Source organism: Paraburkholderia sp. 22098 (assembly GCF_052045935.1).
Classification (GTDB): domain Bacteria; phylum Pseudomonadota; class Gammaproteobacteria; order Burkholderiales; family Burkholderiaceae; genus Paraburkholderia; species Paraburkholderia caledonica.
Genome location: NZ_JBQEPV010000014.1, coordinates 81,125 through 107,283, shown reverse-complemented (window position 1 = coordinate 107,283; position 26,159 = coordinate 81,125). Strand labels below are relative to the sequence as shown.

Below are 26,159 nucleotides of genomic sequence, written 5' to 3'. Positions count from 1 at the left end.
ATGACGGACTTCGAAACTTTCAACCTTGGCCGTGTCGTGCTGCAGTCCGGCGCGACGCTGCCCGACATGCTGCTCAGCTACAAGACCTATGGCCGGCTGAATGCGGCACGCAACAACGCGATTGTCTACCCGACGTTTTATAGCGGCAGTCATGCGGACAATGAATGGTTGATAGGCGAGCACATGGGGCTCGACCCGCGTGAGTACTTCATCATTGTCCCCAATATGTTTGGCAACGGCGTATCGAGTTCGCCGAGCAACAATCCTCCACCTTATGACCGTGGACGATTTCCGCTCGTGACGCTATACGACAACGTCGCGATGCAATATCGCCTCGTGACCGAGAAGTTCGGCATTGAGTCGCTCAGGCTCGTTACCGGCTGGTCGATGGGCGCGATGCAGGCGTTCCACTGGGCGGCGATGTACCCGCAGATGGTAGAACGCATACTGCCGTTTTGTGGAGCGGCACGGTGCTCGCGGCACAACTTCGTATTTATAGAAGGGCTCAAGGCACCTTTGCTGCTGGACCCGGAATTCCGCGACGGCTTCTACGATACGCCGCCGACGCGTGGAATGCGCGCTGCCGCACGTGTATTTGCCGGGTGGGGATTTTCGCAGGCGTTTTTACGTCAACGGCTCGACATGGAAGCCATGGGATATGGCTCGCTGGAGGACTTCATCACTCACTTCTGGGAAGGCGATTTCCTGAAGAAAGACGCGAACAATATTCTGTCAATGATGCGGAGCTGGCAATACGCCGATATCTCCGCGAATTCGCTTTATCAAGGTGATTTCGATCGGGCGTTGGGCAGTATCACAGCGAAAGCTATTGTGATGCCCGGGCGCACCGATCTATATTTTCCGCCGGAAGACAGTGAGTATGAAGTCTCGAAGATGCCCAATGCACTACTGCGGCCTATCGAATCAGTGTGGGGTCATTTTGCGGGCGGCCCCGCGGCCAATCCCGTCGACGTCAGGTTCATCGACGATGCAGTCAGGGAAATTCTGGCTATGTAACGCCCGTGCGAGGCGCATCGATTGAAGTACTCCTCCCGGAGAACGGAAGTCGGAATCCGCTTTCCCTCCAGGAGGTTTCCTTCGGTAGCCACTCAAAAGCACTAAAAATTGTGGTTCATACCGAATGAGACGCCGGTCTGCTTCGCATGTCCGGATGGGTTGAGCGTCGCGTTGGTGACATAGCCGCCAGTGAAATGCGTGTAGTCGACGTCAGCATAGAACTGTGTGCTTTTCGACAGCGAATAGGTGACGCCGAGAATAGAAACGTCCTTCCTGCCGTCCACGCCGGCCGTCGAGTTCTTGTTGTCGTAATACGCGCCCGTCACGTTGAAGAACGACGACACCTTATAGCGGAAACCGCCCCACAGGTATTGGTTGCGAGTCTCGCCGTGCACCGTCGAAGGAACGGACTGTGTAGTGAGCGAATAGCCCGCCATCAGATCGACCGGACCGATCGTCACGGCACCGCCAGCGGTGTATTGATTGTTGGCAAAATACGGGGTCGTGGTCGCTGTAGTCGAAAGCGGATTCGAACGATGCGTGTAGCCGGCGCCGAACTTGAACATCCTGGTGTGGTAATTCAGGCCGCCCGCGATCATGGAGCCGCTAGACAAACTGCCCGCGATGCCGCCCGGCGCGTAGACCGCACGGGGCGTCCACGGACCGAAGTCTCCGTGATAGTGGATCGCGTTGTCGTCGCGGCCGCTCGTGCCGCCCGAAATCGCCGCCGCTTCGGTAATGCCCAGATAACGCAGATCGAATGGCTCGAAGTCTTTGATCAGGCGGTGCTGCAGTGTGAACTGATGCCCCACGTCTACCTGACCGAACGGGCCACCGATTCCAACCGTCGACGTGCGCGAAAACAGCGTGTTGTTAGAGGCGCTGTTCGCGCCAGTCGACAGAATATAGCCCGCTTCGAGATTGAAGCGTACATAGTAGCCGCCGCCCAGGTCCTCGATCCCAAGAAATCCCCAGCGATTCGATTTATAGACGCCGTTCGAGGCCATAGACAGCGCTGCACCGCCTGCCTTGGTGCCGTTCACGAGATTACGCAGCCCGCCGTCCAGCGAGCCATACAACGTAACGCTGCTTTGTGCGTGCGCTGCACCGCTCGACAGTCCCACCAGTGTCATTGCCGCCAGCGAGCGCCGCATGCCGATCCTGCGCGTGCCGCGCCCCCTTACTCCAGTTTCAAACATATCTCCTCCATTGAAATCGTTAATCTGTGAGGCGAGGGGGCATGCCATGCGCTGCCCATCCCTCCGCCATCTTTCGGGGATTGCCCGAGAAATCCGCGCACTCGGCGCAGTGGGCCATCAATCAGAATTGCGTGCGCAGACCGCCGCCGACTGTGGTGCCGGTCGCCATCCTGCTCGCGCGGTCGGACAGCACCGCGGCATAGACATCGGTGCGTTTGGACAGCGGGTAGTCGTACGAAAGCGCCCACGTGTTGCGATAGACGGACGCGTGACCGGAGCTCTTTGAATAAGCATCCGAACCGAGAATCCGGCCCACGCCCACGGGAATGGCGAAACCAATCTGTGCGGTGTCGATGCCGACATCGCCGTTCGAGATGGAATCCCACACGTGCTGATATTGTCCGTAGAGCTTCACGAAGTTCATGCTGTACGAAACGCCGAGGTTCACTACGGACTGCGTGGTTAGCCCCGGAATCAGCGTGCCGAGATCGCCGGCGTTGAGGCTGTACTTGATCTGCTGATAGACGACCGAGGTCGCGAAACCGCCGTTGTTGTACGAGACCTGGCCGCTCCACTTGTTCTGGCCGGGATGGCCCGCTTCGTTGCCGAATGAATACATCGCGCGTCCTACGAGTCCGTTGTACGACGGCGACGCGTAGTACACCGAGTTCCACCATTCGCCCGCATTGCCGAATACACCCTGTCCATTCACGCCGACGTAGCTCTGCAGCACGATCGGCGAAAACACGAACGAGTTGAAGAACGGGTTGAAAGTGATCGTCGAGAACCAGAGCAACGGCGGAATCAGGCCGGCCGTCACCGTGCCGTAACGGCCGGTCAAGCCAACATACGCGTTACGCGAGAACAGTCCGTCCTGCGGAAAGCCGGTGCGGCCCATCGCGCCGGTCTGAATGTTGAAGTAGCCTTCGAGATCGAACACGACCTTGGTGCCGCCGCCCAGATCTTCCGTGCCGCGCAGACCAAAGTACGGCGCGGTCATGCCGCCATTACCGGCGATCACGCTCGCCCGACCATTCATCGGCTTCTTGTAGCCGACAAACGCATCGAGAAGTCCATAAAGCTGCACACTAGATTGCGCGTGAGCGGCTTCTGCACAAAACGCAGCGCCAATAATCAGTGCCATTACTTTCAGTCTTATTCGCATCTAAGTCTCCTGCTTCTCCAACCTGGACGAGCGCATGCGAGCCGGCGCGCGACGGACATGCCAGGATATGTCCAGTCACGTTTACGACGTCGACGGTTTTTACGGACTACGAAATATAGATTCTGTGGTCTCTACTTTTTATATCTATGCGCGTCACCGGAAAACGACGCGCAGGGATGTCCGCCCTCCTGCCCTGCTTATGTCTGATTCTGTGTGCGCGACGGCGCAGCCGAAGGCGTGTTCGGCGCCTTCTGTTTCGAGCAAAGTAGCGAGTGCAATATGACGAGAGTCAGACCGCCCGAAATCACAGGCTGCTGAACGACGAGCTGGAGCATCAGCGGCATTGCGTGAATCACTTCGGGCGAGATGAATAGACCACCAAGGCCAATGAGAAACGCGAGCCCCGATACGATCAGCCGCCGATCGTCCCATTCCACCTGCGCGAGAATATGCACGCCGTGCATGAAGACGATGCCGAACAGCAGCGTCGCGGCAGCCGAGATCACCGGAATCGGCAGGACGACCAGCAGCATGTCGAACTTCACGCAACCGCCCAGTACGATCAGCAGGCAGCCGGCGGCGAGTGTAACGAAACGCGAGCCCACCCTCGTGGCGCGCAGAATGCCGATGTTGTCCGGATACGCAATGGTGCTGAAGCCGCCCCAGACCGCCGCGACCACCGAGCCGAGTGCGACGCCGAACAGGCCCTCTGACATCCGGCCGGGGCTCAGTGTCTCATCGCCCCATTCGGCAACAGCCTGATAGAGCGCCATCGATCCCATGCCGGCGGGAATCAGCACGAGCAGAAACACGGCGACGAGATCGGGCCTCACGCCGAAGCCGAATGGAAAGATGCGCGGCTCGACGAGGAACGGCGCCGCAGCAACCGCGGTGAACGACACGGGCTGAAACAGCGTATAGGCCAACGTGCCGAGCGCGAGGCCCACCAGGATCGCCACGCGACGCATACGCTGTCCGCCCCACAGCATCGCGAACACAATGCCCGCCACCGCCACCGTGCCCGAAAGCAGATTCACGACTGGGAAACCAGGGCTTTTAGTGCTTCCGATCCACGTCGGCAAGGCAACGCTTGCGATCTGCACGACGATCAGCATCACCATCATTCCGGAGATGATCGGCAGGCGCAGATGCTTCGCGAATACGCCTGCAACGCTGCGTCCGCGGATCGGCACCGTGAGCACGCACCAGATCAGCGACGCGGCGAAGAACGATCCGAATGCCGTGCCGAGCCCGCCCGACTGCAAATGCCCTACCGTCAGGAGCGCACCGAAACTGCCTGCATAAGGACCCTGCACGATCGGCAGACGCAACAGCAGCACCGATTGCAGGATCGTGATGATCCCGCATGCGATGAACGTCATTCCGTACAGGTAGGCGATCTGCTCATCGGCCAGATGAAAGGCGCGCCCGAGAATTCCCGGAAAAACGAACATACCGGTCATGCCGAATACGTTCTGCAGCGCGAGCACGGCCAGTTGCGGCAGCGGCAAACGCCCGTTGATCCCGATGTCGAACACGCCCGCCGGCGCAATGTCCGCAGTGGCGTCTCGGGTCGATGCGCCGGGTTTCGGCATATGTGTATTCAAGGTTTGTTCCATTGAACCAAAAGGAAAGCCTGTCTGGCGACGCGCGCCTGCTGTCGGCGAGCTTCAGTTGTCGAGCGGAACGCCTTTCGTTTCCGGACCGAACCAGATTGACACCATGCCGACGATAAAGAGCAGCGACACTGCAGCCGACGCCGCCGGAAACGAGCCGAATCTGCTCACTACCGCGTTGCCTGCGATCGGTCCGATGCTCGTCAACGCACGTGCCATGTTCCAGCAGAAGCCTTGGCCGGTTGCGCGCACACGGGTCGGGAAAAGTTCGGGCAGATAGGCGGCGAACGTGCCGAACGCGCCGATCACGAAATAGCCATACACAGGCATGAGCCAGAGCACGCCGCCGACGTCGTGCACCGTCATGAACAGCACGAGCGAAACAATCAGCGATCCTGATGAAAATATGAAATACGACATGCGTCGGCCGAAGGCGTCGAGCATCCAGATCAGTGTCAGATAACCGAGCGTCGCGCCGAACATCATCAGGATGAACGCGTAGCTGACCGTGGTGCCGATGTTGCGCTGATCGGCAGCGGCAGCCGAAAGCTGATGAATCCAGCTCGGCAGGAACGTGAGACCGCCCCAGCAGCCGAGCATGGCCGCCGACGACACGATCACGCCGATGATCGTCTTGCGCCGAAGTCCCGGCGCGAAAATGGCGGTGAAGGTTTGCATCGCCGATTCCGCGACGACGCTCTCCCGCACTTGCACCCAGCGCTGCGGCTCCGGCACGAAGCGGCGCACGAGAATGGTGACGAGTGCCGGCGCCGCGCCCACACCGAGCACGACGCGCCAGCCGAATCGGCCGAGCAGCAGGTTGTCGAGCGCCGCGGCGAGAAAGCCGAACGCGAACGCCATTTGCATGATCTGCATGGCGCGGTTGCGTTGCCGCCCCGGCCATGATTCGGCGACGAGCGCGGCGCCCGCCGCCCACTCGCCGCCGATACCGAAACCGGCCATTGCCTGCGCGACGGCAAGCTGCGGCCACGTTTTTGCGAATGCGCTCAAGAGCGTGAAGGCCGCATAGATGAGGATGGTGAGGCCCATGACACGCGAGCGGCCGTACCGGTCCGCCGCTACGCCGAACAGCACGCCACCGATCCCCCACGTGAGCAGCTTGCCCGCAATGATGTAGCTGCCGATCTTGCTGATTTCCGTTGCGTCGGTGCTATGCAGCAGCTGGCTCACGCTGGGCACGAGCACGAGCGTGAAGAGATTCAGGTCCATCGAATCGAACATCCAGCCGAGGAACGCTGAAATCAGCGCCAGCCACTGATAGCGCGACAATCTGTATGCCTGCGCGTCGACCGAAGCCACCGGCGCCGCCTTGGCGCCCTGCGATGTGCCCATGGTTCCCGTCTCCTGATCTTCCGCCGTGAGGGCGAGCGGTGTGATTGGTACGGGTCATAGGCCCGCTTTCGTCAATGCGCGCAGTATATCGTAATGCAATTAGATTGCAATACAGATTATTGTATTACGACACGACAGCCAGACGGACGGCACGCGCGCAATTGGCGCGCCCTGCCTTATGCGGGATGGATCAGGTCAGGCAAACTGCGGGCATACGCCGCCGTTGCGATGACCGCTGCTAGTCATTGGCTGCCACGGCCAGAACCTGAACCGCCAGCCTTTCCGCCTGCTCGACATGGTGTTTGCACGCCGCCGCCGCAGCGTCGGCGTCGTTGCGCATCACCGCGTCGACAATCGCGGCGATCTCGTCGTAGCTCTGCACGAGGCGGCCTTCCTGGGAAAGCGTAGTGGCACGCAGCATCATCACGCGGGTATGGACGAGACGCAGCATCTCGGTGAGCACCGGATTGCCCGCTCCTTCGAGGATCACGTCGTAGAACTGCGCCTTCTGCTTCAGGAAGCGCATGGTGCCTTCCTGACCTTGCATGTCGCGCATCGACGCCAGTTCGTTCAATGCATTCTTCAGCGCTGTACGCTGTTCTTCGGTTGCCCGCTCGGTGAACTGGCGGCCCGCAAGCGCCTCCAGTACGGCGCGCACTTCATATAGACCGCGCGCCTCGTCGCCCGTCATGACGGCGACGATCGGACCTTTGTGCGGAATGATCTGCACGAGCCCTTCCGCGACCAGCTGGCTGAGCGCCTCACGAACAAGCGTGCGGCTGACGCCGAGCATTTCACAGAGCTCGCGCTCGATCAGCCGGTCGCCCGGTTTGAACGTCAGATCGCTAATACACGCACGCAGACCATCTATCACCTGCTGCCGCAGCGTGGCCACCGGCCGCACAACCAGTCTATTGGTATTCATCCCTTCCCTTTGCCGTAGAAAAATAGGAGCCGCCATACTTCGTAATACAATCATATTGACATTCGACGGCTAAGCTCCGATACTCGCTCTCATTATACAATCCTACAACCGCTGGACAAACTCGAAGGATACTCATGGAAGACATCACGCTATCCGAACGTCGTGCCATCGGCGCAAAGATCCGCAAGGAAGTACTGGGCGCGAACCATACGCAGAACAACGCGAATCCTCATCTTTTCGACACCGTGTTCCTCGAGTACACGGAAGACGTATGCTGGGGCAACGTGTGGAACCGGGACGGCCTCACGCGAGCCACGCGCAGCATGCTGAACCTCGCGATGCTGGCGTCGCTCGGCCGCTGGCACGAATTCGAAGTTCATACGCGCGGCGCGGTCAACAACGGTGTGACGGAAGAGGAAATTGCCGAAGTTGTCCTGCAGGCAGGCGTCTACGCAGGCATTCCTGTTGCCGCCGAAGGGCTGCGCCGGGCAAAAGCGGTCGTGCTCGATCTGAAGGCAAAAGCCGCCGCAACGGCCTGAATCCCGCAAGCGATCCGTCAAGATCGCGGCACATGCGATCCGTCGTCGCAATTCATCTCGGGCACGTCCGCCTGGCGGTTCCGGGAGTTCCAGGCGTTGCGCGCCGCGAGCTGCCCATCCGGCGGCCGGGCGCGAAACACCTGTCACCGACGCGTTACCTGTACAAGTCATGTCTCAGTCAACTTTCTGCGAACTCCCCGCAGGCCGCATCGCCTACTCCCGTCGCGGGACGGGCCGGCCGCTGGTCCTGCTTCATCCGATCGGCGTCGACCGGAGCTGGTGGGACGAATATGTCGAGGATTGGGCGGCGTCCTATGACGTCGTCGCAATCGACCTTCGCGGCCACGGCGAGTCGAGCGTCATCACGTCGCCCGTCACGCTCGCCGATCATGCGGCCGACGTCGCCGCCGTGCTGCGCAAGGAGCACCTGAGCGGCGCCACGCTGATCGGCGTCTCGATGGGCGGCATGATTGCGCAGCGCGTTGCGATCCAGTTTCCGGAACTCGCCGGCGCGCTGATTCTGTGCGGCACGGCGGGCGGCTTCCCCGACGAAGTGCGTCCGCGCATCCTTGCGCGCGGCGACATGAGCCGCCAGGGCTCGATGTCCGAAGTCACGGACGACACGATCGCACGCTGGTTCACCGCCGACACCCCGCGCCCGGATCTCGTCGAAAAATGCCGCGCACGTCTTGCCGCCGACGACTGGTATAGCTGGAGCGCGAACTGGCAGGCCATCTCGCAGCTGGATAACCTTGGCGAGCTGCCCCGCGTGAAAGCGCCAGCACTCGTCGTCGCGGGCGAGGCCGACGCGAGCATCGCGCCGGCGGTATCGCAGAAGATCGCAGACGCGCTGCCGCACAGCCGTTTTGTCGTGGTGCCGGGCGCCGCGCATTTCGGCGCATTCGACATGCGTGAAGTCTTCGCAACGGTGTTCGACGATTTTCTGTCGAGCCTTGCTCAATGAAATGAAACGCTGGCCGTGCGCACGCGAACACCTTTTCGCACGCCGCGCGGCCCAGCAGTGACCGAATAAATGGAGCGGCGGCTGCCACGGCCGATCGTCTCGAGGAGGCAGTATGGCAATCACAATCCGTTCGTCTTTCACCGTCGATGCACCGCCGTCCGACGTCTGGAAGACCATGATCGACATCGAACGGTCCGCCCCGTGCTTTCCGGGCGCGGAACTGAAGGAACAGCAGCCCGACGGCAGCTACAAGGGTGGCTTCACCGTAAAGCTCGGCCCGCTCACGCTGAAATTCGCGGGCAAATTCAAGATCGCTGAACAGAACGACGCAGACCGCAAGGTCCTGGTGTCCGCAAGCGGCACCGACACGAAGGGACGCGGCGGCGCAGATGCGCAGATCAACGCGGCCGTGACCGACGCCGGCAGCGGCAAGACCAAAGTGGACGTCGTCTCGGACGTGAATCTGTCGGGCACCGTCGCGCAGTATGGACGCGGCGCCGGAATGATCGAAGCGCTCTCGCAGCAGTTGCTGAACCAGTTCGCGAAGAATCTGACCGCGCTGATCGAGTCCGACGCCGCGTATGCCGCTGAAACCGCTACGTCGGCGCAAGCTGCGCACGCGACGCACGCGACGTCCGGCGGCGCCGCATCGGCTCCCAGCGATCAAACTAATGGGATCAACGAGGCAACGCAGACCGCCACGACGGATGCGTCGCGCCCGGCCGTCGAAACGCGCCGCCCGCCGCCCGCACCTGCGCCGGTTGTTCCGCTCGACGCGGGCGCGCTCATGCGCAAAGCCATGTGGCAGTCGGTCCGGAATTTCTTCGCGCGGCTCTTCGGCGCTAAACAGCAACATTGAAGATGCCACCGCTGCACTATCGGAGCACGCATGAAACCCAGTGAATTTCTGTACCACGCGCCGACCACGCTCGACGAAGCCGTGCAACTGCTCGGCACGCTCGAGGACGCGCGAGTGCTGGCGGGCGGTCAGTCGCTGATGCCGATGATGAACTTCCGGTATCTGATGACGAGTCATCTGATCGACCTGAACGGCGTCGAAGCACTGACCCGCATCGAGCAGCGCGGCGATCGCCTCCACATCGGCGCGATGGCGCGGCAACGCGACATCGAATTGTCGCCGCTCGTCATTCAACGCGCGCCGCTGATCCGGGAGGCGTATCAGCTCGTGAGCCACAAGCAGATCCGCAATCGCGGCACGCTCGGCGGAAGTCTGTGCCAGCTCGATCCTTCGTCGGAACAGCCGTGCTTCACCGCCGCGCTCGACGGCGTGTTGACCATTGCACGCTATGAAGACGGCGCGGTCACGCACCGCGAATTGCCGATGTCCGACTGGGCCGTGATGTACATGACGCCCGCGCTCGAAGAAGGAGAACTGCTCGCAGGCATCTCGCTCGACATCTGGCCCGAAGGTCATGGCTATGCTTTCGAAGAATTCGCGCGACGTCATGGCGATTACGCGATCGTCGGCGTCGCGGCGCTCTGCACCGCCGACGCGCAAGGCAACCTCGACCGCGTGTCGCTCACGATCTGCGGCGTTGCGCCCGGCCCCGTCCGCATGCACGACGTGGAGACCGCGCTGCGCGGCCGCCCGATGGACGACGCCGCGCTGCGCATGGCGAGCGACGCCGCCAGCGCGCTCGACGTCATGACCGACGCGCACGTCAGTACCGACTACCGCCAGCATCTTGCAGGCGTCCTGACCGAAAGAGCGCTGAAACGTGCGTTCTCGCGTGTCGCAAGACAATCGTAGAGTGACTAAGGAGATGCACATGGAGACTCGTACTGTCAGAGTCGTCGTCAACGGCACCGCTTATGAGCGCGAAGTCGAATCGCGGCGCATGCTCGGTGACTTCCTGCGTCATGACCTCGAACTCACCGGAACGCACTACGGTTGCGAGCACGGCGTATGCGGCGCCTGCACCGTGCTGATCGAAGGCCGCACCGCGCGCGCCTGTCTGACGCTTGCCGCCCAGGTCAACGGCCGCTCGCTGACGACCGTGGAAGGCCTTGCTCACGCAGACGGCACGCTCAACGAACTGCAGAAAGCCTTCACCGAAACGCACGCGCTGCAATGCGGCTTCTGCACGCCCGGCATGTTGATGACGCTCACCGAATTGCTGAACGAAACGGATTCGCCGAGCGAATCGGAAATCCGCGAAGCGATCACGGGCAATCTGTGCCGCTGCACGGGCTATCAGCCGATCGTGGCCGCTGCGCTGCTTGCAGCCCAACGCATCCGCGATCAGCGTGCGGCAGCGTCGACGACGCCTGCGGCACATGCTACGGAGTAACACGATGGAAATTTCCGATCTGAAGGGAGCGCCCACCGACCAGCGCTACATCGGCAAGCGCGTGACGCGCACCGAAGACAAGAAGCTGTTGCAAGGTCAGGGTTCCTACGTGGACGACGTGCATCTGCCGAACATGCTGCAAGCCGCCGTGCTGCGCAGCCCGCATGCGCACGCGAAAATCGTCTCGATCGACTGCACGGCCGCTCGCGAACTGAAGGGTGTGCACGCCGTCTACACACACGCGGACCTGAGCGGCCGCGCACGGGGCCGCGCGCCTTCGATGCTGCCGAATCCGGCAATCCGTTTCGAGCGCACGCAGGAATTGCTTGCCTCGACGGAAGTGACGTTCGCGGGCGAAGCGGTGGCCTTCGTGGTCGCGGACAACCGCTATATCGCCGAAGACGCGTGCGGCCTGATCGAAGTCGAATACGACACGCTGCCCGCCGTGGCCGATTGCCGCGACGGCCTGCGCCCCGAGTCGCCGCTTTGCCACACCGACGCGAAAGACAATGTCGTCGCGCATATCGAAATGGGTTTTGGCGACATCGACGCGGCCTTCAACGGCGCGCCGCACGTCGTCGAGGAAACCTACTGGCAGAACCGCGGCTCCGCGCATCCGATGGAAACCCGCGGTTATCTCGCCGAATTTCACGCTGCCAACGGCGAGTTGACTGTCTGGTCGTCGGGCCAGGCGCCGCACCACGAGAAAAAGAATCTCGTCGAACTGCTCGAATGGGACGCGGAAAAGCTGCGCGTGCTGATGAACGACGTCGGCGGCGGCTTCGGTCCGAAGCTGCCGTTCTATCCGGAAGAAGCGCTTGTCGCGATTGCGGCGGTTGCGCTCAAGCGCCCCGTCAAATGGATCGAAGACCGGCGCGAACACTTCCTCGCGGTCACGCAGGAACGCGACCAGTGGTGGACCGTGAAAATCGCGCTCGAAAACGACGGCAAGATTCGAGGCGTGAAACTGGAGATGGTGCACGACAACGGCGCGTTCCTGCCGTGGGGCATCATCACGCCGTACATCTCGATCACGACCACGCCCGGCCCTTACGTGATTCCGGCGATGGGCGCGAAGCTCGACGTCGTCTACACGAACAAATGCGCGACCTCGCCGGTGCGCGGCGCGGGCCGCCCGCAGGCGGTGTTTGCGATGGAGCGGATACTCGACAAGGCCGCACGCGCACTCGGCATGGACCGCGCGGAGTTACGCTGGCGCAACCTGATCCAGCCCGAGCAGATGCCGTACGACGCGGGCTTCATCTATCGCGACGGCAGCCCGCTGCGTTACGACAGCGGCGACTATCCGGCCTGCCAGAAAGCGGCGCTCGAGCGCGCGAAGTATTCGAGCTTTGCGCAACGCAAGGCCGAGGCGCGCCGTGAAGGACGCTTCATCGGCATCGGCATGGCGAGCTTCGTCGAAGGCACAGGCATGGGTCCGTTCGAAGGCGCGACGGTGCGCGTGCAGGCGAACGGCCGCATCGCCGTGATCACGGGCGCATCGCCGCAAGGCCAGGGCCACAAGACGACCTTCGCGCAGATCTGCGCGGAACAGCTGAACGTGCCGCTCGAAACGATCGACGTCATCACGGGCGACACGGGCGGCATCTCGATGGGCGTCGGCACGTTCGCGAGCCGCGTGACGGTGAATGCGGGCAACTCCGTCTACATCGCCGCGCAGGCCGTGGGCGAAAAGATGCTCACGCTCGCTGCTCACCTGTGGAAGTGCAAGCCCGAAGAACTGTTGCTGGTAGAAGGTCACGTTGCGCGGCGCGCCGGCATCGAGCAGCGTATGAGCTACGGGCAACTCGCGAAAATCTCGCAGGGCATGCCCGGCTTCACGATGCCCGAGGGCCTCACTGCCGGACTCGAAGAGACCAAATACTTTTCGCCCGCGCAGTCGACGTATTGCAACGGCACCGCTGTCGTCGAACTCGAAGTGGATCGCGAGACGGGCCACATCACGATCCTCAACTACGTGATGGCGCACGACTCCGGCAAGCTCATCAACCCAATGATCGTCGACGGCCAGGTGATCGGCTCGGTTGCACACGGCATCGGCAACGCGACGCTCGAATGGATGCAATACGACGAGAACGCGCAGCCCACCACGACCAACTTCGGCGAATACCTGCTGCCGATGGCAACCGACGTGCCGAACATCGACATCGTGCACCTCGAAACGCCCTCGCCGCTGAATCCGCTCGGCGTGAAGGGTGCGGGCGAAGGCGGCACGATCCCGGCGGCGGCAGCAATCGTCGCTGCAATTGAGGACGCGCTGTCCGAATACGGCGTCGAATTCACCGAAGCACCGCTCGTTCCGCAGCGCGTGTTCCAGAAGCTCAAGGAGGCCGGCGCCTACGCGCGCTGACCTGCGCAGGCCCCGCTCCCATGCGCGGAGCGCGGGCGCCTTTCCCTGTTTTCATTGTTTGGACTTTACTCCATGACGACCGAATTCACCGCAGCGCTCCACGAATCCGAATACCGGATCACTCTCGGCCAGCCTGAGCAGGGCAACATGCTCACGCTCGAAGCCATGCGCGCGCTCGCCGCGGAAATCCGCAAGGCGGGCCGCGACAACAACGTCAAGATCATCCGCATTCGCGCGTCCGGTCCTGCGTTCTGCCGCGGCCGTGCGGTCGGCGCCCCGCCGGCCACGCCGCCGACGGCCGCGCAGTTCCGCCGTAACGTGGCCGATCCGATTCTCGACGTCTACCGCGCGATGCACGAGAGCGAAGTGCCGGTTCTGGCCGAGGTACAAGGCGACGCGGAGGGTTTCGGCTGCGCACTCGTCACCGCGTGCGACCTGGCCGTTGCTGCCGATACTGCGCGCTTCAGCCTGCCGGAACTGCAGAAGAACTTGCCGCCGACGCTCGTGCTGTCCGTGCTGCGTTACAAGGTGCCGCCGAAAGCGTCTGCGCACATGGTCTATCTGACCGAGACGATCGACGCCGCGAACGCACGCGAGTGGGGCATCGTCGCAGAGGTCGTCGCAGCCGCGAAGCTCGCCGAGCGTGCGGACGCAATGGTCGCCTCGATCTGCACGCGCGACCGGATCGCGATTGCCACGCTGAAGACGTACTTCCGCGAGATCACGATTCCCGACTTCTCGCTCGCGAGCGAAATGGCGGGTGCGTCGCTCGCCAACGCGATGACGTCGATGCGCCGCTAATACGCCTTCTTTACTCGCCGCAATACTACCGGCGCGCTTCGCGCACCGGGCAACACTTCAGGCAATAAGGGCGCCGCGCAATGCGGTGCTTTACGGGACACCCAGCCATGGCAGATCAAGACACTACTTCCAACACTTCCGCGAATGCCGGTTACGCGGACTTGCACGACCACATCGCGCGTCTCGAAGCAGCAGGTTTGCTGTACCGCATCGACGAGCCGGTCAACAAAGACACCGAAATGCATCCGCTCGTGCGCTGGCAGTTCCGCGGCGGCATTCCCGAAGCGGAGCGTAAGGCGTTCCTCTTCACGAATATCGTCGACAGCAAGGGCCGCAAGTACGACATTCCGGTCATCGTCGGCGGCATCGCGGCGAATCCGGAAATCTACCGGATCGGCATGAACGTGCCGTCGCTCGACGACATCGGCGATGCGTGGAATCGCGCGATCGACAATCCGGTGCCACCCGTCGTGGTGGAAAGCGGCCCGGTGCACGACATCGTGATCGAAGGCAAGGATCTCGAAGGTCCGGGCAACGGCCTCGAATCGCTGCCGCTGCCGATCTCGACGCCGGGCTTCGACGCCGCCCCGTACATGACGATGACGGGCGTGATCTCGCGCGACCCGGACACCGGCGTGCAGAACATGGGCACGTATCGCGGCCATCTGAAATCCGCCACGCGCCTTGGCATGATGATGCTCGTGAACCTGCGCGCGGGCGGTCTCGACCATTGGCGCAAGTACGCCGCGAAAGGCGAGAAGATGCCGGTCGCCATCGTGCTCGGCGCGCCGCCCGTCGTGGCGTTCCAGGGTCCGCAGAAGCTGCGTCCGAACACCGACGAACTGAGCGTTGCGGGCGGTCTCGCCGGCGCGCCGATCCGCGTCGTCAAAGGCCGCACGGTCGATCTGCTGGTGCCGGCCGAAGCGGAAGTGGTCGTCGAAGGCTATGTCGATCCGCAATATCTGGAACCGGAAGGCCCGTTCGGCGAGAGCCACGGTTACGTCGCGCTCGAAGACTACAACCTCTCCATCGAAGTCACGGCGATCACGCGCCGCAGGGACGCGGTGCTGACGTCGATCATCTCGCAGGTCACGCCGTCCGGATCGAGCGTCATCAAGCGTCTTGCGTATGAGCCGATGTTCCTGCGCCATCTGCGCGATCACCTGGGCATTCGCGGCATCAAGAAAGTGTCGCTGCACGAGCCGCTCACGAATCTGCGCCGCTTCGTGTTCCTGCAGTTCGAGCGCGGTTCGAAGAAGACCGAAATCTGGCGCGCGCTGTACGGCACGATGTCGCTGCAGGCCGCCATCGGCAAGTTCGTCATCGCGATTGACGACGACATCGATCCGAACAATGCCGACGCCGTGTTCTGGGCGATGGGCTATCGCTGCAATCCGGTCGAGGACGTGAAGCTGATTTCGTACCGCGAGCACGGCCATGGTCCGCGCTCGGACCACGATACGGGCCTCGATTCGGCGATGCTGATCGACGCGACGATGAAGACGCCGATGCCGCCGCTCGCGCTGCCGAAGAAGGAATACATGGAAAACGCGAAGGCGCTGTGGGAGCGCCTCGGTCTGCCGAAGCTCAAGCCGGAGTCGCCGTGGTACGGCTACTCGCTCGGCGACTGGACTGCGGAGTGGGACCGCAACGCGAAGCAGGCAACACGCGGCGAGTGGATGCAGCGCGACGCGTCGTATCACGCGCGCCGCCAGAGCGGCGTCGAGCCGAATTCGCCCGTGCGCGGCGTCGAGGGCAATCGTGGGCACGAATAACAGCACTCCGGAGCGCATCATCGTCGGCATCACCGGCGCGTCCGGCGTGGTCTACGGCATCCGCGCGCTCGAACTGCTCGCCGAGGCGGGCATCGAGACGCACCTCGTGATCAGCAAGGCCGCCGAACTGACGATGACCTATGAGACCGACATCCGCGCCGCCGACCTTCGCGCGCGAGCGTCGCATTGGTACTCGCCCGGCGACATCGGCGCGGCTATTTCGTCGGGTTCGTTCAAAACCAGAGGCATGCTGGTCGCGCCGTGCTCGGTGCGCTCGATGAGCGAGATCGCCACCGGCATCACGAGTTCTCTGATCAGCCGCGCGGCCGACGTCGTGTTGAAGGAGCGCCGGCGCCTCGTGCTCGGCGTGCGCGAAACGCCGCTGCACGGAGGCCATCTGCGCACGCTCGTGCAACTCTCGGACATGGGCGCGATCATCGCGCCGGTCGTCCCGGCGTTCTATTCGAAGCCGCAGACGATCGCCGATATCGTCGATCACACGGTCGGCCGCATGCTCGATCTGTTCGACATCGAGACGGGCGTGATCAAACGCTGGAAAGAGCAGCAACACGAGTCGTAACGAGCGCACCGCCCGCGCCGTTTCCCTACTTCCAGACCCGTCGCGCGACGCGTGCCGGCGGGCTTTCTTCGCGATGACCATGACTGAATCCAATCCGCTTTCCCGGCTCGCAGACCCGAGCCTGTTGCGCACGCTTGCTTACATCGACGGGCAATGGTGTGGCGCCGACGATGCACGCACGTTTGCCGTCGACGATCCCGCAACCGGCGAGAAGATCGCCGACGTGCCGCTCATGACCGGCGCCGAAACGCGTCGAGCGATCGAAGCCGGCGAGCACGCGCAGCGCGGCTGGCGCAAGCTCACCGCCGCACAGCGATCGACGATCCTCAAGCGCTGGCACGCGCTGATGATCGCGAACGCGGACGACCTCGCGATCATCATGTCGGCCGAACAGGGCAAACCGCTTGCGGAAGCGAAAGGCGAGATCGGTTATGCAGCGTCGTTCATCGAGTGGTTCGCGGAGCAGGCCAAGCGCGTGGACGGCGACGTGCTCGCCTCGCCCGCCGCCGACAAACGGATGCTGGTGACCAAAGAACCGATCGGCGTATGCGCCGCGATCACGCCGTGGAATTTCCCCGCCGCGATGATCACGCGCAAAGTCGCGCCCGCACTTGCCGCCGGCTGCGCGATGATCCTGAAGCCCGCGGAAGCCACGCCGCTGTCGGCGCTCGCGCTCGCCGAACTCGCGCATCGCGCGGGCGTGCCGGCCGGCGTGTTCAGCGTGGTGGTCGGCGACCCGCGTTCGATCGGCGCCGAGATGACGAGCAATCCGATCGTGCGCAAGCTCTCGTTCACCGGTTCCACGCCAGTGGGCCGCATGCTGATGAGCCAGTGCGCGCCCACCGTGAAGAAGCTCTCGCTCGAACTCGGCGGCAACGCGCCCTTCATCGTTTTCGACGACGCGGATCTCGACGCCGCCGTCGAAGGCGCGCTCGCTTCGAAGTACCGCAACGCGGGGCAGACCTGCGTTTGCACGAACCGCCTCTACGTGCAGGACGGCGTGTACGACGCGTTCGCAGAAAAATTCGCGGCGGCGGTCGGCCGCATCAAGGTCGGCAACGGATTCGAGAGCGGTGTGACGCAAGGGCCGCTCATCAACGAAGCGGCGGTGGAAAAAGTCGAGGCGCATATTGCCGACGCCGTCGCGCAAGGCGCGCGCGTGCTGACCGGTGGCAAACGCCATGGGGCGGGCAAGCTGTTCTTCGAACCGACCGTGGTGGGCGACGTGACCGCACGGATGCGTTTTGCGACCGAGGAGACGTTCGGCCCCGTCGCCCCGCTCTTCCGCTTCACGAACGAAAGAGAGGCCATCGCCGCGGCGAATGCCACGGAGTTCGGACTCGCCGCCTACTTCTACAGCCGCGACATCGGCCGGATCTGGCGCGTAGCCGAGGCGCTCGAGTACGGCATGGTCGGCATCAATACCGGCCTCATCTCCAACGAGGTCGCGCCGTTCGGCGGCGTCAAGCAGTCCGGCCTCGGCCGCGAAGGCTCGAAGTACGGCATCGAGGACTACCTCGAGATCAAATATCTGTGCATGGGCGGTCTTTGAGCGACGCCGCGTCGCGAGCCCGCGACCGGGCTCCAGGCGCAGCGTCGCGTTGACAGCCGTCTTATTCACATGCAATCATACAATCCTACGGATTTACCCAGCTGGGTCTCATATTAGGAAACGGAATGTCACCCTTGCCCCAAGACCACTCGCAAACGGCAACCGGCGGCGCGCCGCGCGACTTGCAGGACCATATCGCCCGGCTGGAAGCCAAAGGCCTCCTGACGCGCATCGACCGGCCGATCAACAAGGACACCGAGTTGCACCCGCTCGCGCGCTGGCAGTTCCAGGGCGGCCTGCACGAAGATCAGCGTCGCGCTTTCCTCTTCACCAACGTCGTGGACGGCGAAGGACACACCTACGACATCCCGGTTCTGGTCGGCGGACTCGCCGCCTCGCCGGAGATTTACGCCACCGGCCTCGGTCTTCCGGTCGAGCAGATCGGCAAGGCATGGACCGAAGCGATTGCGGAGCCGGTCCCGCCCGTCATGGTGAACGAGGCGCCCTGTCAGGAAGTGGTGATCAGCGGCGATGCGCTGAAGGAAAAAGGCCTGTCGCGTCTGCCGGTGCCCGTCTCCACGCCCGGCTTCGACGCTGCGCCCTATCTCACCGCTACGCTGTGCGTCACCAGAGATCCGGAGAGCGGCGTGCAGAACATGGGCACTTACCGCGCCGCGCTGAAATCGGAAGACCGGCTGGGCGTGCGCATGGCGAGCCGTCTGTCGGGTGCGGGCGGTTATCTGCACTGGGAAAAATATCGCGCGATGGGTGAGAAAATGCCGTGCGCGATCGTGCTGGGCTGCGCGCCCGCCGTGCTGTTCACCGGTCCGCAAAAACTGCAGATCGATCAGGACGAGATGGCCGTCGCCGGCGGTTTGATGCGCGCTCCTGTCGAGGTGGTGCGTTGCAAGACCATCGATCTCGTCGTTCCCGCCGACGCCGAAATCGTGATCGAAGGTCTGATCGACACCGACGCGCTGGAGCCCGAAGGTCCGTTCGGCGAAAGCCACGGCCACATCGCGCTCGAAGACTACAACATGTCGATGCACGTCACCGCGATCACGATGAAGAAGAAGCCTGTCTTCGTCTCCATCATCAGTCAGGTGACACCGAGCGAAAGCTCCGTGCTGAAGAAGGTTGCCTACGAGCCTTTGTACCTTGAACATTTGAGCAAGGTGATGGGCGTGCGCGGCATCAAGCGCGTGGTGATGCACGAACCGCTCACGAACCTGCGCAAGGTGATCTTCCTGCAGTTCGCGCGCGGTACGCAGCAGGCGGAAGTCTGGCGCGGTCTGCAAGGCGCCGCGACGCTGCAGGCGCAGTGCGGCAAGCTCGTGATCGCCGTTTCCGAAGACATCGACCCGGAAAACGCCGATGCGATCTTCTGGTCCCTCGCCTATCGCTCCGACTTCACGCATGACCTGCACGTGACGCCTTACCGCGCGAGCGGTCACGGTCCCAAGTCCGGCCGCGCGCCGCTCGAAAGCACGCTGCTGATCGACGCGACGCTCAAGCATCCGATGCCGCCGCTCGCGCTGCCGAAGGAGCAATACATGAGCGCGGCACGCAAGATCTGGGAAGAGCTGAATCTGCCGAGCCTGACGCCGCAGCCGCCATGGCATGGCTATCACCTCGGCGACTGGGACAAGCGTTGGGACGAGTACGCAGAAGCGGCGACCTCCGGCGGCTGGCGCGAAACGGGTGAACGTACGTGGGCCAACCGGCGAGGCGGTGTGAAGCCGGAAACTCCGGTACGGGAGGCCTCGGGTGGCCACGGCGAATAAGCGCACGCTTGCACGCCGCACTGAACAACCCGTGGAGCAGAGGCATCCGGAGACAGCCATGACTCAAAACAATACCGTCGATATAGCCCACGTCATCGAGACGCAGGAGCGAAGCTGGTTCACTGTGAGCCTTTTCATTCTGTGCGCGCTCGTCATGCTCGCGGACGGCTTCGACAATCAGGCTTTGAATTACGCCGCCCCCGGCATCATCAAGGAATGGGGCATCAACCGGGCGCTGATGACGCCCGTGTTCAACATCAGCATCGTCGGGTGGATGGCGGGTTCGGTGGTGTTCGCCATGCTGGCCGACCGGATCGGCCGGCGCCGCGCGATCCTGCTCGCCACCTCGCTGTTCGGTGTCTTCACGTTCGCCGTGCCGTTCGCGCACAACCTGGTCGAACTGTCGGTCCTGCGCTTTTGCGCAGCGCTCGGCATTGGCGGCGGCATGCCGATGGCGGTCTCGCTGATCACCGACTACGCGCGCTCAGGCAAGCGCGGGCTCATCATCACCCTGCTCTATCTCGGCTATACCGCGGGCTCCTCCGGCGGCGGCCTGCTCGCTGCCGAGATCATCCCGGCGTATGGCTGGCGCTCGGTCTTCTACGTGGGCGGCGCTGGCGCGGTAGTGGCGGGCATCATCCTGCTCATCGGGCTGCCTGAATCGATCCGCTACCTGACGCTGCGCAAGCCTGGCAGCGAACGCATTCTCCACTACGCGCGCAAGCTCAAGCCGAGCGCGCATTTCGCCGACGACACACGCTTCTCGATTCCGGAGCAGATCCGCACGGGTGTGCCGGTGAGGCACCTCTTTACCGAGGGCCGTTCTGCGATGACCGCCTTCCTGTGGCTCGGGCTCGGTCTTTCGTTCGTCACGCACTTCTTCCTCTCGCAATGGATGACGACGCTTCTGACCGACGAGATCGGCTACGCCAACGCAGCGCGCAGCCAGGCGCTGTTCCAGCTCGGCGCCGGCTTCAGCTGGTTCTTCGGCTGGTTGATCGACCGTAAGGGCGTATCGGTCATGACGCTGACGATGATCCTCGGCGCCATTCCGGTAGCGGCACTCGGCGTAGCGGTCGGCACGGGCGCGAGTCTCACCATGGCGATGGCGCTGATCTCGGGTCTGCTGGTGCTGGGCGGCAACATCGGCCTCAATGCGATTTCCAGCATGATCTATCCGACCTTCATCCGATCGACTGCCACCGGAGCCTCGTTCGCCGTGGCGCGGATCGGCGCGATCATCGGCCCGCTGCTGGCGGGTTTGCTGATCGCCGTCGGCACGCCGATCGGCACGATCTTTCTGCTCGGTGCATTGCCGCTGCTCGCGGCGGGTGTCGCCTGCTTCATGCTCAACCGGACCATCACGCCCGAGGCTGCGCGCGAGATGTCGTTGCGCTCGGCGCTATCGCGGCATTGAAGCGGCACTAAAGCGACATTAAAGCGACATTAACGCGACTTCGCCGAACCCCGGCTCAGGCCGGGCAACTACACGGTGTGTTCATGGATAGCGTCAATCTCGAAGTATTGAAGGCGAGCGCGCGCTGGATCGAAAGCGGCCGGCGCGTGCTGCTCGTGACCGTTGTGAGGACGTGGGGTTCGTCGCCGCGGCCTGAAGGCGCGATGCTCGCCATTCTGGATGACGGCTCGGTGGCAGGTTCGGTTTCGGGCGGCTGCATCGAGGACGATCTGATCGACCGCGTGCGCCGCCAGGGCATCGAGCAGACACGCCCGGAAGTTCTCAGATACGGCATCTCCGCCGACGAAGCGCACCGCTTCGGCTTGCCGTGCGGCGGCACGATCGAGCTCGTGCTCGAGCCGCTGACGCGCGCAAGCGGTATCGACGAACTTTGCAGGCGCGTGATGGCAGGCCAGCTCGTCGCACGTTCGCTCGACATGAAAAACGGCGCGGTGAAACTCCTTCCGGCTCACTCAGCCGACGGCATGGATTTCAACGGCCGCATGTTGCTGACCGTTCACGGCCCGCGTTACCGGATGCTCGTGATCGGCGCAGGTCAGCTCTCGAAGTATCTCTGCCAGATCGCGCTTGGACTCGACTATCAGGTCACCGTGTGCGATCCGCGCGAGGAATATACCGACGTGTGGCATCTGCCGGGCACGACGCTCGTGCGCACGATGCCTGACGACACCGTTTTCGACATGAAACTGGACGAGCGCTGCGCCGTGATCGCGCTCACGCACGACCCGAAGCTCGACGATCTCGCGTTGATGGAAGCGGTCAGAACGCCGGCGTTCTATGTCGGCGCGCTGGGTTCGCGCCGCAACAATGCCGCGCGGCGCGAACGGCTCGAAACGCATTTCGATCTCACCGACGATGAACTCAACCGTCTGCGCGGGCCCATCGGCATTTACATAGGCAGCCGTACGCCACCGGAAATCGCGGTATCGATTCTGGCCGAGGTCACAGCGGTCAGGAACGGTGTCGCCTTACCGGGCGAATTCCGGATTGAGGATGCAAAAACGAGGCTGGACGTTGCGGTGAATGAGCAGACGAACTGCGCTATTACCGCGCGTCACTGATTCTGGTGATAGCAGCAGACGCGCGGCCATTACGGCGCGATGCAGATCACGCGCCGCCTCACGAATGGGGACAACAAAGCGGTTCGGGCAGAGACCCAAACTGATTCAGACCAGATGTTAATCGGGGACAAAAAATGTTTCGTCGTCTTTCAATCTCCGGCCGGCTCTCGGCCGTGATGGCCGTGCTGGGCGTGGTCATCGTCACGGTGGGTATGCTCGGGCAGCTCGCGATACAACGTTCGAACGACGCGCTCGACTACGCTTACTCCAACCAGCTGGCCGCATCGATTGCCGTGGGCAGGGCCAATCTGAAGCTGGAGATCGCGCGCGCGGTGCTGAATCGCGCGCTGATACATCCCGAGGGCGCCAATGTGCCGGAGGCCGTCGCGAAAGCGCTCGGCCACCTGTCGGACTCCGATCGCGCGTGGCACGCCTACCGTTCACTCGGGCTTCCGCCAGAGGAGCAGGCGCTTGCAGATCGCGTGGATGAGGCGCGCACTGCACTCGTTCAGCGTGGCATCGTACCGCTCGCCGATGCACTCAAAAAAGGCGATCGCGACACGGCGGACCGCATCGCATCGAAGGCGATCTCGCCGCTCTCGACCGTGCTCTCGAATAGCAGCGAGGCGCTCGATCGCTGGAAGAGCGCATATGGCAAGCAGGCGTTTGCTTCGGCCGAGCGTTTCAATGCAAGGTTGCGTGTCGTGGGCGCGGTGCTGATCGCACTGGGGCTCGCCATTTGCGCGGCCTGCGCTTACGGATTGCGTCGGGCGATCGTGATGCCCCTCTCCAGCCTGCTTGCGGCACTGCAGCGCATTGCGCAAGGCGATCTGACTGGGTCGCTTCGCGCACGCACGAGCGATGAAATGGGCCAGCTCGTCGACGGACTCCAACAGATGCAGGGCGGTCTCGATAAGGTTGTGCGGCAAGTGACGCGCGGCTCGGAATCCATTGCCAGCACTACGCGGCAGATTGCCGCCGGCAACAACGACCTCTCGCAGCGCACCGAGGAACAGGCGGCCTCGCTGCAGGAGACGGCGGCCAGCATGGAGCAATTGACCGCGGCAGTCCGGCAGAATGCGGACAACGCGCGCACCGCGCAATTGCTGACCGAGTCGGCGCATAGCGTCACAGCGCGCGGTTCGCAGGTCGTCGGCAATGTCGTGGCAACGATGACGGAAATCCACCGCAGCTCGCAAAAGATCGCCGACATCACCGGCGTGATCGAAGGCATTGCATTTCAGACCAATATCCTCGCGCTCAACGCCGCCGTTGAAGCCGCCCGCGCCGGCGACCAGGGACGGGGCTTCGCCGTGGTCGCGTCGGAAGTGCGTTCGCTCGCGCAACGCGCCGGCGCGGCCGCCAAGGAAATCAAGACCCTGATCGATGAATCGGTCGAACGTGTGGCGTCGGGCTCGCAACTCGTCAGCGTCGCCGGCGAAACGATGCACGAGATCAGCGACTCGATCACGCGTGTCACCACAATCATGCGGGAGATAGCGAGCGCGTCCGACGAGCAGCGAGATGGCATCGAACAGGTGAGCCTCGCCGTATCGCAGATGGACGAGGTCTCGCAGCAGAACGCCGCTCTGGTCGAACAGGCAGCGGCCGCGGCCACCTCGCTCGACGATCAGGCGAGGCTGTTGCGCGACGCAGTGGCGGTCTTCCGGTTGAGTTAGTCCGTGTTCGCATGCGGTACGGTGGCGCGACTGTTGTGGCCGCTAAATGCGGCCTACTACGTCCCGATGTATAATTGTATACAGCGTATTCAGCCGACGGAGAGATGTCGATGCGGCGCGTGTCGCGCGCCACTGGATGTGTTGAACGAGGCAAACGAATCATTGAGGAACCCGGCATGCTCAATACCCAAACCGCTCGCATTCTTTCCCGTTATAAAACCTGGGCCGACACCGTACTGTTCGACGCTACCGCCGCATTGCCGCCAGATGAAGTCGTCAAGATCCGGCAGACGCTGTTCAAGACAATGATCGGCACGCTTAACCACAACTACGTGGTCGATCTGATCTGGAAGGCGCATCTCGAACGCAAGGAACACGGCTTCACCTCGCGCAACGTGATTTTGCACGCCGACCTGGAAAGCTTGCGCGTCGCGCAACAGCAACTCAACGCATGGTTCGAAAGCTGGGCCGATGCCCAGACCGACGCCTCGCTAGACGAAGAGCTTTCGTTCGCGTTCATCTCGGGCGAGCGTTCCGTCATGTCGCGCGGCGCCATGTTCATGCATCTCGTGAACCACGCTTCGTATCACCGCGGCTGGGTGTGCGAAATGTTCTTCGACGTACCGGCGAAACCTCCGACCACCGACCTGCCGGTCTTTCTCGCGCGCCACCCGGAGTTTGGTTTCAAGGCGTGATCAGCTTTTGTCGATTCTTGCCCTCCCCGCATTCAGTGACGACACCGCAGCGCGCATGGTGTTCTCCGAGACGATTTCCGCGATGCTTCTCACGCACGACAAGTGGCGCCAGTTCACCAGCAAGCGAATCGTCGACGCACACACGGACGCGCAGGTGCTGTTGTGTCTTTCGGCGGATAGTCGGGACGAAGTTTCCAGCATGGTCGATAAGGCGAGCGGTGCCGGCGGCAGGGCCGACCCCACGCCTGTGGAGGACTTCGGCTTCATGTACGGCCGCAGCTTCGAGGATCCGGACGGTCATATCTGGGAGGGTCTCCGGTTGATCGTTTCGACCCGGGCTTGCGCTCGCCCATTGAACTCTTCACACGTAGCGATGTACTGACAACGTTCACCGCACGCTTTGATAACCCGCCTTTAGCGCATCGACTACAAGCTGGACCGCCCGCGAAGATTTTCTTCCGGTCGAATAGTAGGCGTGATGCCCGACGAAGGTCGGACACCAATCTTCAAGCACCCATGCAAGCTTCCCAGCGCGGACGTATTGCTCGACCAGATCCTTCGGCACGTATGCAAGGCCAAATCCGGCAAGGGCTGCATCGACCATCTGATAGACGTTGTTGAACGTAAGTTGTCCTTCGACGCGCACCTGCAACTCGCGCCGGCCTTTCGACAACTCCCAGGGCAGTAAAGAGTCCCGCGTCGGTAAGCGCAGATTAATGCAGCTATGAAGAGTGAGATCTTGCGGCCTTTTTGCGTGCGGCCTCGACTGCAGGTATTTCGGCGAACCTACGATGCACATCGTCATGTCAGGCGCGATACGCACTGCGACCATGTCTTTCTCTATCTGATCGCCCAACCTCACGCCAATGTCGAAGCGATCGGCAACGATGTCAGCTAGCCCGTAGTCATTCACCAGTTCGATCTTGAGCTCGGGATATCGACGCAGCAAAGGCTGCAACCGCGGCCACACAAAGGTGTTGGCGGCGTAGTCCGTAGTGGTAATCCGGACGGTGCCGCTCGGCCGATTTGTCATCCCTCGTAACGAGGCAACTTCAGCCTCGATTTCCTCGAAGCGTGGCCTGATAGCAGACAGAAGCCGCTCCCCCGCCTCAGTCAGCGAAACGCTCCGGGTCGTTCGCGTCAGGAGTTGCAGACCAATGCGTCGCTCGAGACCCGCCACGGTCCGACTCAGCGCCGATTGCGAAACACCCAGTTGCGCCGCCGCGCGAGTGAAATTGCGCTCCCGGGCAACGGTAATGAAACCGGCGAGATCGTTGAAGTCTTCGTTCATTAA

General features: G+C 62.7%; 23 protein-coding genes. 17 read left to right on the top strand and 6 right to left on the bottom strand.

Annotated elements, in window-relative coordinates:
• Entirely contained in the window at positions 1-1,017 is a 1,017-nt protein-coding gene (locus ACTJLB_RS25665; protein ID WP_440784896.1) for an alpha/beta fold hydrolase, read from the top strand.
• Between the two features lie 101 nt (positions 1,018-1,118).
• Here the strand turns inward: ACTJLB_RS25665 and ACTJLB_RS25660 are convergent, their stop codons facing one another.
• The 5 genes from ACTJLB_RS25660 to ACTJLB_RS25640 all read right to left on the bottom strand — a co-directional run bounded on the left by ACTJLB_RS25660 (position 1,119) and on the right by ACTJLB_RS25640 (position 7,275).
• Entirely contained in the window at positions 1,119-2,216 is a 1,098-nt protein-coding gene (locus ACTJLB_RS25660) for a porin (protein WP_051120960.1), read from the bottom strand.
• A 121-nt stretch (positions 2,217-2,337) separates the two neighbouring features.
• Complete coding sequence (locus ACTJLB_RS25655; RefSeq protein ID WP_027804573.1) at positions 2,338-3,381, bottom strand: porin; 1,044 nt, start codon at positions 3,379-3,381, stop codon at positions 2,338-2,340.
• 197 nt (positions 3,382-3,578) lie between these two features.
• On the bottom strand, positions 3,579-4,988 hold the full coding sequence (locus ACTJLB_RS25650) for a uracil-xanthine permease family protein (RefSeq protein ID WP_440784895.1): 1,410 nt from the start codon (positions 4,986-4,988) through the stop codon (positions 3,579-3,581).
• Positions 4,989-5,051: 63 nt separating this feature from the next.
• Positions 5,052-6,350, bottom strand: coding sequence for an MFS transporter (locus ACTJLB_RS25645; protein ID WP_440784894.1), 1,299 nt, complete (start codon positions 6,348-6,350; stop codon positions 5,052-5,054).
• A gap of 238 nt (positions 6,351-6,588) precedes the next feature.
• On the bottom strand, positions 6,589-7,275 hold the full coding sequence (locus ACTJLB_RS25640) for a GntR family transcriptional regulator (protein WP_020067700.1): 687 nt from the start codon (positions 7,273-7,275) through the stop codon (positions 6,589-6,591).
• 134 nt (positions 7,276-7,409) lie between these two features.
• Here ACTJLB_RS25640 and ACTJLB_RS25635 point away from each other — a divergent pair, with 134 nt between their 5' ends.
• The 16 genes from ACTJLB_RS25635 to ACTJLB_RS25560 all read left to right on the top strand — a co-directional run bounded on the left by ACTJLB_RS25635 (position 7,410) and on the right by ACTJLB_RS25560 (position 25,247).
• A complete protein-coding gene (locus tag ACTJLB_RS25635; RefSeq protein WP_020067701.1) occupies positions 7,410-7,814 on the top strand; it encodes a carboxymuconolactone decarboxylase family protein in 405 nt (134 codons plus the stop codon).
• 169 nt (positions 7,815-7,983) lie between these two features.
• Complete coding sequence (locus ACTJLB_RS25630; RefSeq protein ID WP_440784893.1) at positions 7,984-8,778, top strand: alpha/beta fold hydrolase; 795 nt, start codon at positions 7,984-7,986, stop codon at positions 8,776-8,778.
• 112 nt (positions 8,779-8,890) lie between these two features.
• Positions 8,891-9,637 (top strand): SRPBCC family protein, encoded by a 747-nt coding sequence (locus ACTJLB_RS25625; protein ID WP_440784892.1) that lies wholly within the window; start codon positions 8,891-8,893, stop codon positions 9,635-9,637.
• A 30-nt stretch (positions 9,638-9,667) separates the two neighbouring features.
• Entirely contained in the window at positions 9,668-10,549 is an 882-nt protein-coding gene (locus tag ACTJLB_RS25620) for an FAD binding domain-containing protein (protein ID WP_020067704.1), read from the top strand.
• 19 nt (positions 10,550-10,568) lie between these two features.
• Positions 10,569-11,090, top strand: a complete 522-nt coding sequence (locus ACTJLB_RS25615) for a (2Fe-2S)-binding protein (RefSeq protein WP_020067705.1) — start codon at positions 10,569-10,571, stop codon at positions 11,088-11,090.
• A 4-nt stretch (positions 11,091-11,094) separates the two neighbouring features.
• Positions 11,095-13,461, top strand: a complete 2,367-nt coding sequence (locus ACTJLB_RS25610; protein ID WP_310350316.1) for a xanthine dehydrogenase family protein molybdopterin-binding subunit — start codon at positions 11,095-11,097, stop codon at positions 13,459-13,461.
• A 72-nt stretch (positions 13,462-13,533) separates the two neighbouring features.
• A complete protein-coding gene (locus ACTJLB_RS25605; RefSeq protein ID WP_440784891.1) occupies positions 13,534-14,262 on the top strand; it encodes an enoyl-CoA hydratase/isomerase family protein in 729 nt (242 codons plus the stop codon).
• A 107-nt stretch (positions 14,263-14,369) separates the two neighbouring features.
• Positions 14,370-16,037: a UbiD family decarboxylase gene (locus ACTJLB_RS25600; protein WP_440784890.1), complete on the top strand. Its 1,668-nt coding sequence runs from the start codon at positions 14,370-14,372 to the stop codon at positions 16,035-16,037.
• Positions 16,024-16,617: a UbiX family flavin prenyltransferase gene (locus ACTJLB_RS25595; RefSeq protein ID WP_204521407.1), complete on the top strand. Its 594-nt coding sequence runs from the start codon at positions 16,024-16,026 to the stop codon at positions 16,615-16,617. The genes ACTJLB_RS25600 and ACTJLB_RS25595 overlap by 14 nt, the downstream gene beginning before the upstream one ends.
• A 79-nt stretch (positions 16,618-16,696) precedes the next feature.
• The gene (locus tag ACTJLB_RS25590) at positions 16,697-18,169 is read left to right on the top strand and encodes an NAD-dependent succinate-semialdehyde dehydrogenase (RefSeq protein ID WP_440784889.1); all 1,473 of its coding nucleotides are present in this window, start codon (positions 16,697-16,699) and stop codon (positions 18,167-18,169) included.
• 125 nt (positions 18,170-18,294) lie between these two features.
• A complete protein-coding gene (locus ACTJLB_RS25585; RefSeq protein ID WP_440784888.1) occupies positions 18,295-19,953 on the top strand; it encodes a UbiD family decarboxylase in 1,659 nt (552 codons plus the stop codon).
• A gap of 58 nt (positions 19,954-20,011) precedes the next feature.
• A complete protein-coding gene (locus tag ACTJLB_RS25580) occupies positions 20,012-21,370 on the top strand; it encodes an MFS transporter (protein ID WP_020067712.1) in 1,359 nt (452 codons plus the stop codon).
• Between the two features lie 83 nt (positions 21,371-21,453).
• Entirely contained in the window at positions 21,454-22,491 is a 1,038-nt protein-coding gene (locus ACTJLB_RS25575; RefSeq protein ID WP_440784887.1) for an XdhC family protein, read from the top strand.
• Positions 22,492-22,625: 134 nt separating this feature from the next.
• The gene (locus tag ACTJLB_RS25570; RefSeq protein WP_440784886.1) at positions 22,626-24,170 is read left to right on the top strand and encodes a methyl-accepting chemotaxis protein; all 1,545 of its coding nucleotides are present in this window, start codon (positions 22,626-22,628) and stop codon (positions 24,168-24,170) included.
• Between the two features lie 176 nt (positions 24,171-24,346).
• The gene (locus ACTJLB_RS25565; RefSeq protein WP_440784885.1) at positions 24,347-24,865 is read left to right on the top strand and encodes a DinB family protein; all 519 of its coding nucleotides are present in this window, start codon (positions 24,347-24,349) and stop codon (positions 24,863-24,865) included.
• Positions 24,866-24,872: 7 nt separating this feature from the next.
• Entirely contained in the window at positions 24,873-25,247 is a 375-nt protein-coding gene (locus ACTJLB_RS25560; RefSeq protein ID WP_440784884.1) for a glyoxalase/bleomycin resistance/extradiol dioxygenase family protein, read from the top strand.
• Between the two features lie 6 nt (positions 25,248-25,253).
• Here ACTJLB_RS25560 and ACTJLB_RS25555 read toward each other — a convergent pair whose 3' ends face one another.
• The gene (locus ACTJLB_RS25555; protein ID WP_425181024.1) at positions 25,254-26,156 is read right to left on the bottom strand and encodes a LysR family transcriptional regulator; all 903 of its coding nucleotides are present in this window, start codon (positions 26,154-26,156) and stop codon (positions 25,254-25,256) included.
• Positions 26,157-26,159 lie beyond the last annotated feature (3 nt).